The organism is Anaerovibrio sp., assembly GCF_045637405.1.
GTDB lineage: Bacteria > Bacillota > Negativicutes > Selenomonadales > Selenomonadaceae > Anaerovibrio.
Genome location: NZ_JAZTZI010000165.1, coordinates 39331 through 58558 on the forward strand (window position 1 = coordinate 39331; position 19228 = coordinate 58558).

The following is a 19228-nucleotide window of genomic DNA, read 5'->3' on the forward strand; positions in this document are numbered from 1 at the left end:
CCTTTTTAAAAAAATTATTTAATCAAAAGTAATATCAAATTATGAGATTATTTTCAAATGACAAAACAAATAGTACCAAATTCTTAGATGATTTTCAAATAAAAAAATAAAATCCTCCTGGTCGTGTGTGATCAAGAGGATTTTAAATATAGCCTTATTTACATTTTTTTACATCATGAAGACATTTATACCTGGAATTCGCCTACCATAGAACTCATGTCTGTTGCCATCTTAGCAAGGGCATGAGATGCTGCGGCAATCTCTTCATTGGACGCAGATTGCTGCTCGGTAGTTCCGGCGATCATGTTCATGTGCTCAGCAGTCTGCTTGCTAACAGAATCAATAGCATCTACAGCCTGGACAATCTGAGTAGCACCAGCGGAAACTGTTTTTACAGAATTGTTGATTTCCCTCATGGAATCGCCAATGCCATTTACCTTATTCATGATTTCAGTGAACTGGGTACCAACCTCACGGATGGCCTTAGTCCCCTGTTCAACCTCTCTGGTTCCCTGTTCCATAGAAGCCACTGCTCTGTCAGTATTTTCCTGAATTGACGAAATCCTTGCTTTAATCTGTTCAGCGGATTCCTTGGACTCGGTAGCCAGTTTTCTTACTTCTTCAGCTACTACTGCAAAGCCACGGCCCTGTTCACCGGCACGGGCTGCCTCAATAGCTGCGTTAAGAGACAGCAGATTGGTTTGTTCTGCAATGGAAGAAATAGCTTCTACAATCTGGCCAATTTGCTTGGAGTTCTCTCCCAATTCCTTTACAACCTCAGCGGACTGAAGAACACTGCCCTCCAAGGAACCAATCTTCTCCATTGCAGCCCTCATAAGTGCTGCGCCATCTTCAGCTGCCTGTGCTGCATCTCTGGAGGCATCCGATGCTTCGTTGGTCTTATTTGTCATGAGCTTAATATCATCATATACGCTATCTACGCTGACTTTAGCCGTATTAACATCAGAGATCTGCTGATCCATATTAGTGCTTACCTGAGAAACGGTTTCTGCAGTATGAACAGAGGACTCTGCACTCTGTTGAGCATTGGCAGTAAGCTCCTCAGAGGATGCTGCAACCTGTTCAGCAGTGGTAGCCATAGAACTGATGAGCTTGGCAAGATGTGCCCTCATGGTGTTAAAGGCCGTTACCAAAGAGCCAATTTCATCGTTGGAAGTATTTACGATATCCCTAAGTCTAAGATTACCATGAGCCAACTGGTCAGCATGGTCTTTCAAAGCAACAATTGGAGTTGTTATAGTATCAGCAAACTTCAAGCACATTGCAACAACAATCAGGAATCCAACAACTGTAAGAATACCAAAGGCAATCTTCAAGTTAGTTATTGGTGCATATACATAATCATAAGGAACGGATAAGCCAAATACCCAATCATTACATGGCATTTTATTATAACCAAATACCTGCTTACCTTCATCATTTTCGTAAATGAAGAAACCAGTGTCATTTTTCAGCATTTCATCAAAATGTTCACCGATGCCTTTTACCTTGCGGATATCAGACATAATCTCTTCGTTGCCTGCAGTACCAAGGATATTACCGGCAGTATCGATAACGATACCCTGTCCTGCCTCACCACGGTACTTGGCTGACTTGGCGCGTTCACTAACAATATCCAATGCTATATCAGTACAAAGAGCACCATAGAAGCCACTGGCACCATTAAATGGAGAAACAACGGAAACTACCAGCTTACCGGTGTTTTTATCCACATAAGGCTCAGTAAATACTGTCTTACCGGCATTCTTGGCATCATTATACCAAGGACGCTGCTTTGGTATTAGCTTTCCGGTCATGTTACCGCCATAAAAAGATGCAAAGTAATCATCTTCCGTACCAATGTTTAAATCAAGAATATCCTTATCAGAAGAAATCAGGGACAAGGAATCAACGGATTCAATACGAGCTTTATCTCCCTTAAAGGATGACATAAGGTTTGCCGCGTAGGTAGCGGAGGTTGCCTTTTCCTTGAACCAGCCATCAAGTTCAGCAGATTCATTGCTTACTACTGCAGTAAGCTCTGCCTCTACACTCGATTGAAGATTGGAATCAGAAATCATAAAACCTATCATAGACACTACGGCAAGCAAGATGCCGACACCCATGGCCAAAAGTTGAAACTTCTTTTTAATGCCCATACAATAACCTCCTTTAGAATGTGTATAATGGTTAATTCTCCATTAACGGCTAAAACCCTTTATTTAATTTATTTTTTTTTACCATTGCGCTTCATATACTATTTCAAAATCCCAGTAACAAATTTATCCTTTATTTTCTCAGCAAATAAAAAATCCCCAAAGCCTTGATTTACAAGACTTTGAGGTTGTTTTCTGATACGCAGTCTGTCGGCGTTTTTCATATGTTTTTTATTCTCTCTAGTTTGGCATGCTACTAACTACTCCGCGCCCACCAACATAACATCAATATGTATATTCATTGTCTTGCAAAGGAATAACCACATCTGCAGTTTTTAGCAATGTTTCGGTTCTAGCCCGCCAGGCAACCTCCGTAAACTTTATAACGAGCTTTAAGATGTCCCCCACCTCTTTAGGTGGGGGAAAACAAACTACAACAGCTGGTGAGCATATCTCCCTGCTCGTTGCGACGCGAAGCTAGCCCTGAAAGGGAAACGCTAATTGGAAGATTTTTCTTCTAAAGAAGAAAAATTTGAACAATGGCGTTATAACGTTTATTTGTTTGTAAGAGGGTCAAATCCATAATCTATCAATTTCCCATTAATATCATTTACGTTGTAGGTTCTGGCTTCAATATAGCACCGCACTATAAGATCCTGTTTTATACTGTTGGACAAGGCATAGCCAGCCCGTCCTATAAGGTCTTGCGTTTCTTCCACGCTCAGATGAAGTGCTATTGCAAATGCCAGTGCCGTTCCCTTGGTGGGGTGATAATTTTTATTGCCCTTAATCTTTGAAAAAAGCGCCTTGTCAATCTCTGCCTTTTTGTAGATATCAGAAGGCTTCTTTCCCTTCTCTTTAATAAGCTCGACAAGCTTTTCAGAAAAGCTCAACTCAACCTTATTTCTGATTTTATCCAGCAAATATTGTAAGGTATCACCTGGGACATTGGAGCCGGCAAATCCCCTTCTCCCATCAGGATATTTTCTGGGACCCTTTAAGATTTCAAAAAAACCTTTATCATCAGCGCCAGCATCAGGCTCATAATGGAGCCTGATATATTCATCAATTTCCTTTTTGCTTAAAACGTTTTCAGCCATGGCAATACCCTTAGTCTTCGTCCAGCTTTTCCAGAGCCTTCGCACCAAATATATCCTTTATTTTCCCTTTGGCCTGAGCCTTAATATCATCATTGATATACATCTGAGCCAAAAGCAAGGCAATACCAACGGCCGCAGCATCATCAGTATAACCAGCTATTGGTGTAATATCTGGAATAAAGTCAAATGGGGAAATCAAATACCCCAAGGCGCCGTAAATTCCAGCCTTGACCTTCATAGGACACGTTGGCGACTGGGCTACATAATAAAGCTGCAAAGCCTTGTAAATCAAGCTAATACCGATAGAGGTAACATTCTCCTTTATCTTTTTCCAAAGTCCTTCCTCAGAATACTCATCCGTATACTTCTCCACTTCAATCTCGCTGAACTCAGCGTCAATAATTTCATTTTTCATGACAAGTCCTCCCTCGTTAGCTACATTTCTACAACATAGTATAACTTTCCTGCTTAATAAACAGTATACAGGAGCCAGAAGCAAAAAGGTTGCCCGCCAGGCAACCTAAAACTATTTACAATGACATATGCCTTTCTCGCGGTTAGGACAACGCCACTTGATATTCAAAGCTCCGGATTCATCCAGATAACCTTTTTGAAATGGATTATCATCTATTCCATAAGCCGAGTAGTCTATTGGCACCTTACATTCATCTAACCGCCATGGAACAGCGAATTGCAAATATTTCTTCGGATATTCAGTGTTGATAAGCCCCTCATAAGGTTCTTTTTTCTCAAACCATTCCCAATAATCACTGTCATAGACAAATTTAATATATACAACATCTTGGGCTGCAATATTTCGCTCAAAAAGTGTAAGGACATACTCTTTCGTTTTTGCATTATAAACATCCGAATGCCCTATACTAAATCTATCCCACTCATCAGCATCAGGAGATATTCTTATGGTTGTGCCTGCCCAGACACTACATTTTAACACATTTTCCTTTTCAGAATTGCTCTGAACGCCTTTTAATTCCTCTTCAATCTTCCATTTTGGATAGTGCAGTTCAATGGATAATATATCTTCTGGATAATAGTTTTGAGTCATATAATTTTCAGTGACAAAAATTATGGCTGACAAATCTTTCATTGGATTCTTTAGCTTGGAAATAATTTCTTCTTTATCAGCAAAACCGTTGATTGTGCCATCACAATTTGGCCAAACAATGCTATCAATAGCTGTATCAGGATGCCAAATGATGTCCATGATTCTCTCCTCCGTTGAATATTAAATTAATATGTTTCTTCAGTGATTTAAGTATAAATCATGGAAAATATAAAAAGGTTGCCACTCAGGCAACCTTTCCATATCCTTCGCAGAATTGCCTCCTAATTACTCCAACAAAATAAATCATATTTGCGAAATGCTTTTCTGTAAGCCCTATTGCCATTGATATTCCATTGGATGACAAACATAAAAAAGGAACTTTTTTTCAAATTATGGTCAGGATAAATTTACCCTAAGGGTAGAGGTTCTTTCACAGCCTCACCAACGTTTATTCCGTTTCTCCCATTCCTCATTAAAAGATTTCTCAATTTACTTCATTCGACTCGATCCTCTTTTGTATTCAATAGATGCCATCGGTAAAATATGCTCTATCATAAAGTTAACGAAGGGACTCAAGCTCTTACCCCCATTTTTCTTAATATCTGTCTCAATAGCATCATCGGTTACCTCAATTGCTCGTTCCAAACTCATCCCATGCTCTACAAGTTTATCTATAGCTTCCTGTCTATTCATGTTTAGCACCTCCATAATTTTGTTATATGTTGGTCATATAAGTAGTTGTTTTAATATACTTTGACTCCAATACTATAAAAATCCCCCCCTCCTTTTGATCTACGATCCTTAATCATTATTAAAGAAAACTCATTTCTGAGATAATCTTTCATCTACAGAATCCAGCTCATTATAGATTACGCCTAATTCATTACAAGCCCACAAAACGCTATCATTCCTATTCTGAAGCTCCTCAATATTATCCTTGAGGGGGGCAAAGATTTTGGCAAATGTTTCAGAAATCAACTGGTTAATCTCCCCCATTAAAGTATCAGCTAAATCGTCTGCCATATACACACATTTTTGATGTAGCTCGTGCTTGGCATGTGCTTCTGCCTCTGCCTGTCTGCGACGCAATTCATTTTGTTGCTCATCTGCGCGACGCTGTTTGGCCTCCTTGCTGCTCCCTGCTGTCATCAATGACTTTATTATTGATATACCAGTTACTAACCAACCAGCGGGACCTAAAATAGGTGCTATAAGGCTTACATACGGAATAATTGCTTTTCCTGCTACGGTTTTACCTACTTCAAGAAGAACCTTTTTCCCAAAATCACTTACTAGAAATTCACCAGCCATAGCAGCAGCACTACTTATAGCTGTTAACGTTCCTATCATTTGCCCATTTTGTTCACCCATTTCTTGTACACTGACATCATTTAAGTGCATTTTATCAACATTAATCTGTTTTTCCACACGTGGACCGATTTTGCCTAAATGACTAAGCAATGCCTCTATATCGTCCTGCAAATCATCCGTTATTTCCTTCATCTTTAGTTGATACTCATCTTGTACTTCACCACATATACCTGAAACCTTATTCATTGTGATTTCATTTATTGCTTTCTGTATATATTCCTCGTTTTTCCCCTGTGATGCTTTAATAACGTGCCATATCTCATCTGGCAATTCCCTGGCAAGTCGACTGGATTTTCTGTAAACGAACTCAGACATTCCTTCTCTTATTTCTTTTTCCTGCACACGTAGACAATCAAGTATCTTTTGTATGCTATTAACATCCTCCGTGCCTTCATCCTTTATTAAATTAATTATTTTTTCCAGAATCTTTTCGATTTCCAATATGCTATTATGCATTACCATGAAAGAGTCTGTTTTTCTTAATTCGCTGAGAATGACCCTTTCAAGTTCCTCAATGTTGCTACTTGAATAGAGTCCCTGTTTATTTTCCGTTCTTCCTTTATGGGCTCTTTTAGCATTGACCGGAACAATGTAATACTGATTATCTTCCGCAGGAATTCCTACTAAATGCATGTTTTCTACTACCTGGGATTTCAACGTAGAAATCGTATCATCATCCGGCTTTCCTAATACTCCATCCTTATCATTAAGCACAATAATCACTTTTTTACCAGCAGAAATAATATCCTTCATTCTGTCATAATTTTGTTTACGCTCGGTGGAGCCGTTTGTGCTCATAACAAAAAGAACTACATCAGCTTTTTTTAAATGGTTTTGGGTAATCTCTTCATGCTTTATTGGTGCTCCAACACCTGGAGTATCAGCCATCAGGTAACCATTCCATTCAAAATAATCGACTTTATCTGTCATAGGCCGGTCTGCCACTGCTGCTCTATCTTCTTTAATAAGCTCATTTATAATGCTGCTCTTACCCGCATTATAAATGCCATAAATCATAATCTGAGGCTTTATCTCTTCTAATTTGGAATTATATATTTCGCCTATTTCATCAACACATTTCCTTATATCACCGTTAGTATCACTAAAAGGCTTCGTTATCTCCTTTATTTTATCAAAGTGAGAAAATAATATTTTTCTATAATCTACCAAAATACTCTCAGTACAATCCAATTGTGTAACCCCCTTTTAAATGTATTGTCTTATAAAGCATACTTGAAAGACTCTAACTTATCTCTCAAGTTCTGTAATTGAACCTGCATACTCTCTACATACTGTTCCTGTGGGGCAAAATATGTATCCTTAATCCTATCAATATTTTCATCAATATGACTTTCTAGTACATTTTTTATGGTTGGCAGGACTTTTTCTACAAATTCATTTATATTAGAACCCATATCAATAGTCTCTGAAACCTTTTCCTGTTTTACTCTTCTAGCATAATATGTTTTACCAAAGAAACTTGCCACATGCTCAAAGAAACCATCTGGATCACGCTCTTCGTAATAAACATTATCATAGGTATGCTCTATTTTTTTAACTTTCTTTTGAAGACCTCCGCCGGAAATTTCCAAAGCCATTGGCATTATGGTTTGTTCCCTATAGCTTTCTATAACATTTCCTATCGCCTCATTTAAGGACTGTGATAATACTGGCATTACCAACTTAATAATTCTCTTGGATATTTCAGTATCAGTCAATTTGGTACGATTTTCCTCAACTTCTTTGCCCCACAGGCGTAGATTTTTCTTGATTATTAATTCAACTTCTCGCTCCACATTACGTTTGATAGATGATCTTTTCTTTTCCAGTTTTGCTTTGCATCCATCAATATTTTTTTTAATGCCATTAAATTTTTCTACAAGCGTATCGACGCATATCTCATTATCAGAACCATGAAGAATGCCCGTAATAAATGCATTAATATTAATTTTCGGTTTTCGTTCTTTAAAGGCAATAACATCTTCACTTGCTTTATCACCTATAATCTGCATCAATTTATCCAAATTACTGGATTTATAAGCTTCTTCATCATTATAATTTATCCCCTGTTGCGCCAGATATGTTGATATAGGGAGAACAGCATATTTATTCGCCGATACCTCAGGACAAGTTTCTTTTATCTGAGATAAAACATATTCTTCCTGATCTTTACGAGCATCAGCCGTTTTAGCTCGCCAACAAGTAATAATGTTGCCATCTTCATCTTCGTCTTCATCAGGCTCATCTGATTTAGAAATAACCACTAATGCCGTTTGATTTTCCTTATCGAGTAATTTTATAAATTGCATATCCTCCTGCAAGCCTGGCTCCCCCGAATTCTGAAGAAAAATACACATATCTGTATATGGTATATATTCTTTAACCATCTGATCCATGGTTCTACCATCCTGCTTATCGGTATCTTTGGCAATAGCACCTGTACCTGGAGAATCAATCCATCTCATGCCCGCTAATGTAAAAAATTGAATGTTACCAGTTGTGTCAAGCACCCCTTCACTAAACCATTGGTTTCCTTTATCATCTGTTTGTAAACCACCTGTAGACCTTTTAACATCTATTGTGCCAAATTTAGTAGGTTCCAAATGCTTATAAGCGTTGTCAAAATTAGCCTCCAAAAAAATCTTGCCAGCAATAAAGTTACCCAAAGAGCTTTTCCCTGACTTTACGGCCCCAAAAATCATAATCATCAGGCTTTTTTCATGCTCTTTCATGAATTTAGTCCCTTTTTTATTTAATTCTACGTGTTTATTCCACACATCAATCGAATCGTTTAATTCATCAACTGCTGCTAACATAGCTTTTTGAATGTTACTTTGGTCACCTTCTATTTGGGGAATAACTTTTTTGCTAGCATTGGCAAAATTGTTCAGTGCCATAAAGACTTCATCTCTACGAGTGTCAGTTTCGCCTGAAAACGCACTTAGCTGATCCTTCATGCGATTTAATTTATCAATGAACTCTTTTGCAGTCCCTGCAATATATCCATTATCCATAATTTATCTTCCTTATTCTGTAACTTTAATGCCAACTAATTCACCAATTACTTTAACAGATCTAAGTCCATTGGTAAGCTTTCTTAATTTTTCCTGTAATTCATTAACATTCTCTTCATACAACCCATCTGCATATTTATCTATATACTCTTCAATAGTGTTATTAAAAAATTTATCTACTTCATTAAGCACACCACATTTTCTGAAATATTGAGTTGCTTTATCCATCATTGCAGTTCTTTCTTCAAGTAATCGTCTGTATTCATTACTGCGCTGACCATACAACGCATTTAAGCGCTCAAATCCATCAAAATCACCATTTTTCACTGCTATATCCATCTTATTTTTTATTTCGCCATTTTCCTTCCAAAAGGCATCTTCATCGATAACAGCATGTATTTTTTGGATTCTCTCATCAGCTTCTTGCATGTAACCAGCAATGACTTTATCAATTTTTCCTATTTCTCTAGATATGGCACCTCGAAGGTCACTCGTGATGTTATATATCCTTCTATAAGCATTGTTCAAGCTATCCTGCAATTCTTCATCATTTGAAACGCTTCCATCACTTTGCTGAATTTTACTTAATATTATTACTTCATCCTTTTTAATATCATCATCGCCTGATAATTCAGCAGCTACTCCCAATATCCGCAAATGCTTGCTCATCTCTCCATTTTTAACTAACAACAAGAGATTATCTGATTTGCTTATCCTATCTAGTTCATTGCAAAAATCGCGAACATAATCCAGCTTATTTCCATCATTTTTCATTTGACTGGAAATTTTATCAATATTATCCATAACAAGCTTGTAACTAAAAGCCAATTCTTCATCCAGTATCCCTAATTTGACACAAGTAAGCTGTGCTTCGTCCTCTTTATCATATTTTCCATTCTCTAAGCGTTCCTGCTCCCCGTCTATTTTTTCTTGTTCGGCCATTAACCTATCAATTTCTCTACTATTTCTATCATATTCATCTTGCTTATCATACCATGCACAAATTGCAATATTTCTATCATTAAGCTTACTTATTTTATCCTGAACAGAACGCCATCTATCCTGCTTTTCCCAATACTTTTTATCCAAATCATCTATCTCAAGTTTAAATGTTTTAACTATTTCTCTTAATTCATCAACACTTTTTCCACCACCTGGCACATTTTTATTGATAGTTTCGCTGTTTTTTTGCTCTTGAAGTATACTATTAGCTTCTTTGCATATTTTCAGCAAGTTATCTCTTAACACATCTTCATTTTTATCAATGCTCTCTCTGTACCACGCATCAATCTGAGTATCAATATAATCCAACAAGTCTAAAATGCCACTGTGATTTATTAACCCCTTCTTATTTTCAGCCACCCCTTTAAGATATCTGCTATTGGAAATAGCAAATACTGCAAATTCATCTGCGTTGCACGCTTTATTAATTGCATTAACAGATTCCTGTGTGATCTTTTCCAAGCTGTCCGTATCCACAGATTCCTTGAAACTAAGGACAAGACAAAAATGCTTCCAGAAGTAGTCCTTAGTGAAATTTTTAGAAATTTTCTTAATTGCTTCGATTTCGCTATCATGCAATTCACCTGTTCTAACAGTGTGCACGAAAAATATAAGATCTGCATTATAATATGCTTCATAAGCCTTGCTGGTATCTTCATCAACAGCATCCAAACCCGGAGTATCTACAAGTATAATATTATCCTTCCACTTAACCTCCTTATTTTTAACTGTTGTCCGCACATCTTTTGCTTGAAATTCTTCTCGTCCCAATAAAGAATTAAATAAACTGCTTTTGCCGTGATTCATGCGACCAGCATTAACAATGTAAACCGCATTTTTATCAGATGACATACCTAAATTAGCAATGACATCATTCTTATAAATCTCTAGTTCCCTTTCAAAAGACTCCTTATCAAGTGATTCATGTTCTTTGTACCATTCAACAAAACTCATTTTTAGTCCCCCTTTATTTTTACCTAAGATTCTAATAGTAAAACAAAAGCTTCAAGCAGTCTTCTACGATGTAGCTCTCTTTTTCCAACACTTTTTAATCACTGCACTATTATTATCTTACACATTAGCCCCTAAAAGGTTGCCTCCAAGGCAACCTTTGACAGCAAAAAAAGCCAGAGATACTACTCCGGCTCACTAACTACCCACATATCCCGTTCCATCGAGTTAAATTCAAGCAATACCGTAAAGTCAATCTTTAGTGCATTTGCTATATCGATAACGTGACTTAGGCTGATATTATCATTATAACTACCGCATTCCAGCTTGGAAATGGTGGTTTGGGACAGCTTTGTTACACTGGCAAGCTGTGCTTGTGTAAGTCCCTTTATTGTCCGCCAATAGGCAATCTTGGCCCCAACCTGAAGCAATACAACTCTCTTATCGACGCTCACCAACCATTCACCACCCAATACAGTTCATATAATTAATATTATCATAAATGGTATTTATATAATAATGATTTATAGTGCAAGTTTTAGCATAAATAATGCTATATTATGCAATATGTAGAATATACTAAAATCACCGCTCCATAATAGCTGTTATATAATGAAAATTCAGCCAAATATATTGCTTAACTGTTCAGTATAAAACCGCCGATAAGCTGCTGACCTGCAGCCTATCGGCGTTTTTCATATGATTTTTAATCTCTCTATTTTAGCATGCTACTAACTACTCCGCGCCCATCAACATAACATCAATGCTACGCCCCATGCTGTTGTTTGGATATTCTTGTCTGCGGAAACCGTGTGTCCGGGCTGGAGGAAACCGCCAGTCCGGACAACGGAAACCGCAAATTAATTACTCTCGCAAGTTCTTATCGATCCCATAAACTTCCCGTATTGAAATATCCTTATTAGGATCAATGCTTGTTCTTGATCGTTGGCGTATGGCGTTATTAAGCTCATACAATGAGAAGAATCGTTCATTTCTAAGGGCTGCAATTATTCAGGTGGATATATTGCCTACAATGCCTTCCGCATTTGGTTTATCCTTTGGAGTTCTCACTCTTGCAGGAATAATAGCAGTGCCATAGTGTTCTGCCATTTCTTGATATGATGGGTTAATACGTTGCTCATCCCAACTGCCAGTATGCAACACTGCAGATGACATCCCCTAAATTTAATTTGCGCTTCTTTTACTGCTCATTTATTTATATTATTTTGTTATTAACTCAATATGATTATATAATACAATCTATGATGGCATTTAACATTATTTTATTAGAATATATTGTATTATATTATCTTATATGATAACATAATTTTAGAGGGGACAGCTCATATGGACTGGAAATTAGAGTACTACGTCAAAGAAAACGGCGACATTCCTGTATTAAACTATTTGTTAGCCATGGAACCAAAGGCAAGAGCAAAAGCCAGAAACATGATTAATCTTCTGCAGGAATGTGGAACCAGTCTAAAGGAGCCCTATGCTGCTCCTATAAAAAATGCCAAATACAAAGGGTTATGGGAATTGAGAGTTAAATTTGCCTCTAACATAACACGGATTTTTTTATTTCATCCATAGGGGTGACACGTTCATCTTACTGCATGGTATAAAAAAGAAAACTCAAAAGACCCCACATAACGAACTAAACCGTGCATTACACTACATGCAGGATTTTGAAAGGAGGTCCAGACATGGGAAAAGCAAGCATCAGCGCAACAGAAATTGATAAAATTCTGAGCTCAGACCCTGAATATCAAAAAGAATACGAACGTTTAGCACCACGTTATGAAATCATTGCACAAATCGTTAAGGCCAGACAAGAACAGAAAATTACTCAGGCTGAAATGGCTGAACGAATGGGAACTAAAAAATCAAATATCAGCCGCTTTGAAAGTGGTTCATATAATCCTTCCCTTGATTTTTTAATCAAAGCGGTTACCGCATTGGGCAAAAAAATAGAATTCTCTATACATTGATACAAACTCAAAACTTTACCTCTAAGGAACTCTTTGACAGTAATAAAAATAGCTGTTATATAATAAAAATTCAGTCAAATATATAGCTTAACTATTCCGTATAGAACCGCCGATAAGCCGCTGACCTGCAGCCTATCGGCGATTTTAATAACCACAGCTTACCATAGGTTTTACAGTAACCAACAGCTATTTCTTTATACTCAAGCCTGCCGTTGGAACAGATTCAGAAACTAAAGGAACAAATTTGACTTGTGAGCTGTAGTTTACATTTTAACTGTAGACTACAGCTTTTCCTATACAGCATAATATCTTTGATTTTTATTTACTTGTTTTCTTCGTTTTATTGGTATACAATGTAAATACAAAGAAGCGAAAAGGAGGGGTTCAAATGCCAACTGTTCCTACCCAAATCAGGATAAACCAGGATGTGAAACGTGACGTATCAATCTTATTTGATGAATTGGGACTTGATATGTCCTCAGCAATCAATCTCTTTTTGAGACAGTGCTTAATCCATCAAGGATTGCCCTTTAAAGTACAAAAACCAAGATTTAGTGACAAAACTCTTGCCGCCATGCAGGAAGCATTGGAAATCGAAAATAGCAACTCCGTTCCAAGCTATGATAATATGGATGAGCTCAAGAAAGCGTTGATGTCATGAAATACGTTGTAAAGCACACTACGGCCTTTAAAAAGGCCTACAAGCGATGCATAAAGCAACATCTTGATATTTCTTTGCTTGATGATATAATTGAAAAGCTTGCTAACGGTGAAGCTCTTGAAGAAAAGCACCATGACCATGCTTTATCCGGAAGCTTCGCTGGTTTCAGAGAGTGTCATATAAAACCAGATTGGCTACTCATCTACAGAGTTAATAATGGCACATTGGTTTTAACACTCATCGAACCGGCAGCCATACATTTTTAGTTCCTTTAGGATGATTTAATTATAAAATAGGAAAAAACAGAAATGGTTGCCCGCCAGGCAACCTATATTTTTTACATAAAAAAAACCAAAGCCTTGCCATACAAGACTTTGAGGTTAAATTCAAATGGTGCGACAGGATGGATTCGAACCCCCGACCCACGGCTTAGAAGAAGCTCGGTCCCCATTTTATAAGGTATTTCAAACCTTTTGTCCACCATAGGCACTACTTTTTTACTTATTCTCAGCCCTTTGTCTACTATTTGACCATTGTTTATTTTGCTGTTGGGGTACAAATTGGGGTACAGAGCTTCTAGATTCCCTCCAAAATAATTTTGCATATTCATAAGTCAGCTCTGTATAATCACCTTGCATTTTTCCTTCGATACTTTTGATTCCGACTATTAGGCTTATCAGGAATTGTACGCTCAATAAGGTTGCTTTCTAAGGCAGGATTGAGATAATTTTTACGGAAAGTCGGTCTATGAGACAGGCCAAGACGAATCATAAGCTCTTTAGCCGCGAGAGTATCATCACCCATTACTTCCAGTAATCGCTCTGTCGGAGTTTTATCTTGGTCGGTAACTTGGTCGTTATCTTGATCGCTACCACGACCAACAACAGTAATTTCCTTTAGGCTATCCCTTATAATCTTAAGCATGAGTTCAACAAACACCGAACTATCTGCCTGCTTATCCGCTATACCAAGAGCCTCATAATACTCTTGTTGTCTGGATTGGATTAATTCCTCTATGGGCAGCCAAAAGAATAATTCTTTCCATGTCCCCAACAACAGACTATGCCACATACGGCCCATTCGCCCATTGCCATCTGCAAAGGGATGAATAAACTCAAACTCATAATGGAAAATAGCGCTCTTGACCAGTGGGTGAAGCTCAGATACACGGTACCATTCAAAAAGATTATTAATATGCTCTGGAACAAATTCCGCTGGTGGAGCCATATGAACGACCCTTTTACCCTCAAACACCCCAACACCACTGGAGCGAAATCTGCCATTCTCTGGCACCAAACCTTGCATCATTAACTTATGTGCTTTAAGCAAATCCTTCACAGAGTACGGATTTAGACGCATCATCAGATCATACGCTTCATAAGCATTTTGGACCTCCCTGATTTCATTAGGATTGCCAAGAACACGTTTACCATCCAAAATGGCTGTAACCTGCTCCAGCGACAGAGAATTATGCTCTATGGCCAAGGAAGAATGAATGGTTCGTATTCTGTTACCTCTGCGCAGCTGCGGGCTAATTGAACCTGACTGCAAAACTGTAATTCTACCAACTTGTTCACTAATCTCTGCTATCAAACATGTAATTATATCCGTCATGTGAAACGGCGGTTTATATTCGCTCATAAAAAGTCACCTTCATCCTTTTTAATATTATCTTATAGCATAATATATTGTGTCAATAATCAAAAAAAGCTCTGGATTTTATACCAGAGCATTTGCTTCGCCCCTTAGCGGGCTACAACTTTAATCTTTCATATATTCTTCTAATGCAGCAACAGCCTTGTCCTGCTGGTGATCTATGACATGAGCATAGAGTTATACTATTACTATTAGTAAGCCAACTACTGTCAAAAACTTCCCGAAAAATATCATGACCATCCACTTTCAGGTAATTATGCCAAATATAGAGAATGCCATATACAGATTGGGGTACAAAACCGATTTATGAACATTTTCTCAAAATATTTTAGGAAATAAAAATCCCCAAAGCCTTGCCATACAAGACTTTGAGGTAAAATTCAAATGGTGCGACAGGAGGGATTCGAACCCCCGATCCACGGCTTAGAAGAAGCTCGGTGGGCTTTATCCTGCGTTTTTCCTGCCATTTGTCCACTATATACACTACTTTTTTTACATTCTTTCAGCCCAATGTCTACATTTTACACATTGTTTATTTTGCTGTTGGGGTACAAATTGGGGTACAAAGCTTCTAGGCTCACTCTAAAAAAGCTATGTATATTTATGGGAAGGTTCTGTATATGTTACTCGTAAGGCTTTTACTTTAGCTTCTCCCGTACCATCATCAAAGCATACCCCAGAAGATTGTGGCCTTTCCATTTCCCCACATCAAATCTGGCTGGATCATTCATGGACAGCCCTATTCCCCATATTCTATCTTTTACTGCACATTCGGCAAGTATTGCCTCTCCTGTTCCCAACAAGCTATCCTTTAAATCCTTATTCTGGGAAAACTTGGCTATCAGGCCCTCATATACAACAATCTGCCTAATACCGCTCCAAACACTATCATCATAACCAGCCACTTGCCGCCCTAGATTCTTTATTTCAGCTACATCATCTGTTGCAAGTATCTTGCTGGCGATTTCACCATCGTGGAAGCAGATTGATTTCCTATACATCATATACTGTTCCATAGAAGAGAATGATATATCCCCAACGGTGAAATTTACCATGTACCAATTACTTAAATACCCATTTACCTCATCAGGATTATGAAAGCCGATTACCTTCATCAGCTCTCACCCACTTTTTGGACCGCCAGTTCAAGCTCCAAATCATGTAATCCACTGTAAGCATTGATAAGAAAATCAATAGGTATTTTTTCCAGAACCTCCGCACTAGGAATATTGAAGTACCACTGATAATAAGCATAAAACTCACCCAACCAATCGGGCATAAACCCTTCCATGGCCTTACCAGATTTAAGCTCATATTTATCATTAGCCTGAAAATACTCCCAAAGGCTCTCGGCATCCATGGTATTCACATAAGCTTGTGCTTCATCAATACTTTTTCTGGTCTTGCTCAACATATAGGCACGAATGAAATCCTTCGTATCTTTGTCTGGGTAAGACTGCGCTACCAAATCAAACAGCTTTCCTTGATTTTCTACCACATCGTTTAAATAATCTATAGCATACGCCTGCATACCTGTCACCTCTCAAACAAGGTACTGAAAACCTTTATAACCTTATTGGCATCTGAATCAACCAGCTCCCGCATTTTCTGTCTAGCGACAGCATCCCTCAAATTATATTTCTCATTAAATTCATTATATTCCACAATGCTAAGATCTGAATGAATCTCCTTTAATTGGGAATAAGCCTTCTCTGTCTTAACACAATATTGGATACCTAAACCTCCCAAGGACAGCAATTCCTCCAATATATCCATATCAATATTATCTCTGACGAATTCCTTAGCTATGTAAAAATAGGACGCATTAGCTCGCCATCCCTTGATAACATCATAAGATGATGTGTCAACGCCATACTTCTCAATGAACTTGGCTGACAGCATACGATAACGTTTAGTATCAGAAGCGTCCCGATGCTTCATCAGCTCTGCCAGCCAGGCCAGAATATCTTTTGTCTGAAAATCGAGAATCTTTAATCCATCAGTATCCAGTTCAAATTTATGAACCCAGCCATTTTTCTCATTCGGCCGACATACCGCCCATTCCGTGGCTAGTTCATGGTCCTCCGTCAAGTAAAAACCACGCCCGTAATCATGCTTATCATTTCCCAAACCATAAGCTGGCTTTATTTCCTTATCCGATGTTCCGTGATATAAAATAATCTTTCCCATTTTCTATATACCTTTAATTGCCTATATCAAACACCAAAACTCATAAATATCATTATCGAATCCTATATTTTCCTTATTATAGCATATTATTTAGCATATCCGTTTCACTTTCTTAACAATATAATCTAAAAAAGCCCTGGCGTATCGCCAGAGCTTGTGCCATGCCTCCAATGGGCATGACACATTAATCTTTCATATATTCTTCTAATGCAGCGACAGCCTTGTCCTGCTGGTGATCTATTACAGGGGCGTATACATCAAGGGTCATCTTGGCAGAAGCATGACCTAGCCTTTCGCTTACTACCTTGACTGGTACTCCAGCCTCAAGAAGTACGCTTGCATGATAATGTCGCAACTGATGGAAGGTAAAGCTGTCAGAGATGCCAGCTTCCCGTAGCAACGGTCTAAACCATCTACGGCTAAAGTTGGTTGGACTTAGCGGATAACCATACTGTGTGGTAAAAATCAGGTTATAGTGCCACTCGTAAATTTCACTTAGCTCATCAGCATATTCACATAAATCACACTACAAGGGGACAATCAGAACGAGTATCTTTCCTCTACTTCTTCTCATTTTTATCCCTATACTGTCTGCTACTTTCTGCCCATTTATGAAATGCCTCTATTTCTTCTTTATACTCTTCCAATAATTCTTTTGGTGGTTGCCAATCTCCATAATGCACAACCTCTTTAGGTGGTATTATTACTATATCTTTAGGCTCCAATATGCACTGTTTAGGAAGGTTTCTAAAATTCATGTATTTGGCAAAGGGGCCTATTTCTTCTTCTGTATATTTTTTTCTCTCTTTTTCCAGTAATTCTATTCTTTTCTCATATTCTTTTTCGTACTCTTCGTATTCTTCCTTAGTCATATTATCCGTTTCCTAAAATCCTGTCCAATGTCCATATGTCCAGCCAAAATAGTGTGTCAGTAGCCATTATTTCCCGCATACACACCCTTTTTCCCATGGACATACAGACATTGGACATATAAATTATCATACTATCAGTCATCGATTATAACTACCTGCAAATAGGTATTGGCTCTGGAACAGCCCACATACATAAATTTTTGCTACAACGGATAGAATATCGGTAAACCAATAATATCAACACTTTTTGTCATAGTATTATCCTTCCTCATAATCCTTTAGAACTATCTAACTTATTTCTGGCCTGTAATCTATCTTTCCATGCTTCCACAAATTTCTCCCATCCTTTTGATGAGAATTTATTAAGAGCGGCCATTTCCGCCGTAAAGCCCCAACCATCACAGGCTATATCCCTGACATCAATTCCACGTACTTGCTTCCTGTTCTTTAGCATAATGCCCAACTCCTTGCAGTTTAGAAATATACATATTCAGCCACAATCGTTTTTACCTCAAAACTGAATCCCCTTCTCCTGGCTTGGAGTTATCCAAATCTTTTAGGAGTTTTTCCAGCGTGCTTCTGTACTTGGTCATAGGATCAGAGCCACCTAAATCATCATATTCATCCTCTTTAGTTTTCGCTTTCAGGTCAGTGATAATCTTATCCCCGCTTCTTTCAAGAGCGGCCTGGAGCTTCTGGATAGAGGATTTTACCTCTTCGTAAACCTTTTCCCGCTGCTCGTCAGTAGTGCACTCATCCATGGCCCACTGGGCTTCCTCACGAATCTTCTCCATCAGTGCCTCAATGCTTTCCGCAGTGGAGGGCTCCCGTCTGCACTCTCTTGAAGCGCCTAAAGGGTCATTTTCTGACTCCAGCCACGCTGCAATAGCTAATCCTGCAATACCGCCTGCACCTAACAATAAACCATTTTTCCACCAACTCATAATTAATTCCTCCTTTGGTTTTTATACATTTTTAGTTCCTTTAGGATGATTTAATTATAAAATAGGAAAAAACAGAAATGGTTGCCCGCCAGGCAACCTATATTTTTTTACATAAATAAACAGCCACCCGCCTAGCGGGTGGTTTTTCAGTTTCGGGCATAGCCCTTTTCTATTGGCTGCCCACAAGTGGGCTTTTTTATTGGCCTGCCAGCCACGCATTTTTTATTAGCAACCCGTAAACGGGTCTCGAGGGT

General features: G+C 38.2%; 23 protein-coding genes and 1 pseudogene. 6 read left to right on the forward strand and 18 right to left on the reverse strand.

Annotated elements, in window-relative coordinates:
- Nucleotides 1–185: 185 nt before the first annotated feature.
- The 10 genes from ACKI5G_RS11765 to ACKI5G_RS11810 form a co-directional block, all read right to left on the reverse strand.
- Nucleotides 186–2159: a methyl-accepting chemotaxis protein gene (locus ACKI5G_RS11765; RefSeq protein ID WP_407400576.1), complete on the reverse strand. Its 1974-nt coding sequence runs from the start codon at nucleotides 2157–2159 to the stop codon at nucleotides 186–188.
- A gap of 551 nt (nucleotides 2160–2710) precedes the next feature.
- Nucleotides 2711–3256, reverse strand: coding sequence for an XRE family transcriptional regulator (locus ACKI5G_RS11770; protein ID WP_407400578.1), 546 nt, complete (start codon nucleotides 3254–3256; stop codon nucleotides 2711–2713).
- Between the two features lie 10 nt (nucleotides 3257–3266).
- The gene (locus tag ACKI5G_RS11775; RefSeq protein WP_407400580.1) at nucleotides 3267–3671 is read right to left on the reverse strand and encodes a YkvA family protein; all 405 of its coding nucleotides are present in this window, start codon (nucleotides 3669–3671) and stop codon (nucleotides 3267–3269) included.
- A 111-nt stretch (nucleotides 3672–3782) separates the two neighbouring features.
- Complete coding sequence (locus tag ACKI5G_RS11780) at nucleotides 3783–4481, reverse strand: hypothetical protein (RefSeq protein ID WP_407400582.1); 699 nt, start codon at nucleotides 4479–4481, stop codon at nucleotides 3783–3785.
- 330 nt (nucleotides 4482–4811) lie between these two features.
- Nucleotides 4812–5015, reverse strand: a complete 204-nt coding sequence (locus ACKI5G_RS11785) for a hypothetical protein (protein WP_407400584.1) — start codon at nucleotides 5013–5015, stop codon at nucleotides 4812–4814.
- A gap of 129 nt (nucleotides 5016–5144) precedes the next feature.
- Complete coding sequence (locus ACKI5G_RS11790; protein ID WP_407400586.1) at nucleotides 5145–6884, reverse strand: GTPase; 1740 nt, start codon at nucleotides 6882–6884, stop codon at nucleotides 5145–5147.
- A 29-nt stretch (nucleotides 6885–6913) separates the two neighbouring features.
- The gene (locus ACKI5G_RS11795) at nucleotides 6914–8707 is read right to left on the reverse strand and encodes a hypothetical protein (RefSeq protein WP_407400588.1); all 1794 of its coding nucleotides are present in this window, start codon (nucleotides 8705–8707) and stop codon (nucleotides 6914–6916) included.
- Nucleotides 8708–8719: 12 nt separating this feature from the next.
- Nucleotides 8720–10663: a GTPase gene (locus ACKI5G_RS11800; protein ID WP_407400590.1), complete on the reverse strand. Its 1944-nt coding sequence runs from the start codon at nucleotides 10661–10663 to the stop codon at nucleotides 8720–8722.
- Nucleotides 10664–10845: 182 nt separating this feature from the next.
- Entirely contained in the window at nucleotides 10846–11115 is a 270-nt protein-coding gene (locus ACKI5G_RS11805) for a helix-turn-helix domain-containing protein (RefSeq protein ID WP_407400592.1), read from the reverse strand.
- Nucleotides 11116–11671: 556 nt separating this feature from the next.
- A complete protein-coding gene (locus ACKI5G_RS11810) occupies nucleotides 11672–11824 on the reverse strand; it encodes a hypothetical protein (RefSeq protein WP_407400594.1) in 153 nt (50 codons plus the stop codon).
- Nucleotides 11825–12007: 183 nt separating this feature from the next.
- On the opposite strand from ACKI5G_RS11810, the gene ACKI5G_RS11815 reads away from it, so the two are divergent.
- The 5 genes from ACKI5G_RS11815 (at nucleotide 12008) to ACKI5G_RS11835 (ending at nucleotide 13578) form a co-directional block, all read left to right on the forward strand.
- Nucleotides 12008–12253, forward strand: a complete 246-nt coding sequence (locus ACKI5G_RS11815) for a type II toxin-antitoxin system RelE/ParE family toxin (RefSeq protein WP_407400596.1) — start codon at nucleotides 12008–12010, stop codon at nucleotides 12251–12253.
- Between the two features lie 28 nt (nucleotides 12254–12281).
- Nucleotides 12282–12401 carry a hypothetical protein gene (locus ACKI5G_RS11820; protein WP_407400620.1) on the forward strand — a complete coding sequence of 40 codons (120 nt, stop codon included), beginning with the start codon at nucleotides 12282–12284 and terminating at the stop codon, nucleotides 12399–12401.
- Entirely contained in the window at nucleotides 12367–12651 is a 285-nt protein-coding gene (locus tag ACKI5G_RS11825; RefSeq protein WP_407400598.1) for a helix-turn-helix domain-containing protein, read from the forward strand. The genes ACKI5G_RS11820 and ACKI5G_RS11825 overlap by 35 nt, the downstream gene beginning before the upstream one ends.
- Before the next feature lie 388 nt (nucleotides 12652–13039).
- Nucleotides 13040–13312 (forward strand): type II toxin-antitoxin system RelB/DinJ family antitoxin, encoded by a 273-nt coding sequence (locus tag ACKI5G_RS11830; protein WP_407400600.1) that lies wholly within the window; start codon nucleotides 13040–13042, stop codon nucleotides 13310–13312.
- Nucleotides 13309–13578: a type II toxin-antitoxin system YafQ family toxin gene (locus ACKI5G_RS11835; protein WP_407400602.1), complete on the forward strand. Its 270-nt coding sequence runs from the start codon at nucleotides 13309–13311 to the stop codon at nucleotides 13576–13578. Before ACKI5G_RS11830 ends, ACKI5G_RS11835 begins: the two co-directional genes overlap by 4 nt.
- Nucleotides 13579–13939: 361 nt before the next feature.
- On the opposite strand, the gene ACKI5G_RS11840 is transcribed toward ACKI5G_RS11835, so the two are convergent.
- Nucleotides 13940–14953 carry a Fic family protein gene (locus ACKI5G_RS11840; RefSeq protein WP_407400604.1) on the reverse strand — a complete coding sequence of 338 codons (1014 nt, stop codon included), beginning with the start codon at nucleotides 14951–14953 and terminating at the stop codon, nucleotides 13940–13942.
- Nucleotides 14954–15187: 234 nt separating this feature from the next.
- Between ACKI5G_RS11840 and ACKI5G_RS11845 the strand changes: the two are divergent.
- Nucleotides 15188–15307 (forward strand): annotated as a pseudogene (locus ACKI5G_RS11845) (type II toxin-antitoxin system YafQ family toxin); the annotation flags it as partial.
- 299 nt (nucleotides 15308–15606) lie between these two features.
- Here the strand turns inward: ACKI5G_RS11845 and ACKI5G_RS11850 are convergent.
- The 7 genes from ACKI5G_RS11850 to ACKI5G_RS11880 form a co-directional block, all read right to left on the reverse strand.
- Nucleotides 15607–16083 (reverse strand): NADAR family protein, encoded by a 477-nt coding sequence (locus ACKI5G_RS11850; protein WP_407400606.1) that lies wholly within the window; start codon nucleotides 16081–16083, stop codon nucleotides 15607–15609.
- Complete coding sequence (locus tag ACKI5G_RS11855; RefSeq protein ID WP_407400608.1) at nucleotides 16083–16499, reverse strand: hypothetical protein; 417 nt, start codon at nucleotides 16497–16499, stop codon at nucleotides 16083–16085. Before ACKI5G_RS11855 ends, ACKI5G_RS11850 begins: the two co-directional genes overlap by 1 nt.
- Nucleotides 16500–16504: 5 nt before the next feature.
- Nucleotides 16505–17158, reverse strand: coding sequence for a DUF3990 domain-containing protein (locus ACKI5G_RS11860; protein ID WP_407400610.1), 654 nt, complete (start codon nucleotides 17156–17158; stop codon nucleotides 16505–16507).
- A gap of 184 nt (nucleotides 17159–17342) precedes the next feature.
- On the reverse strand, nucleotides 17343–17648 hold the full coding sequence (locus tag ACKI5G_RS11865; RefSeq protein ID WP_407400622.1) for a tyrosine-type recombinase/integrase: 306 nt from the start codon (nucleotides 17646–17648) through the stop codon (nucleotides 17343–17345).
- Nucleotides 17649–17718: 70 nt separating this feature from the next.
- A complete protein-coding gene (locus ACKI5G_RS11870) occupies nucleotides 17719–18030 on the reverse strand; it encodes a hypothetical protein (RefSeq protein ID WP_407400612.1) in 312 nt (103 codons plus the stop codon).
- Between the two features lie 268 nt (nucleotides 18031–18298).
- Complete coding sequence (locus ACKI5G_RS11875) at nucleotides 18299–18484, reverse strand: hypothetical protein (RefSeq protein ID WP_407400614.1); 186 nt, start codon at nucleotides 18482–18484, stop codon at nucleotides 18299–18301.
- Nucleotides 18485–18536: 52 nt separating this feature from the next.
- Nucleotides 18537–18974: a hypothetical protein gene (locus ACKI5G_RS11880; RefSeq protein ID WP_407400616.1), complete on the reverse strand. Its 438-nt coding sequence runs from the start codon at nucleotides 18972–18974 to the stop codon at nucleotides 18537–18539.
- Between the last annotated feature and the right edge of the window lie 254 nt (nucleotides 18975–19228).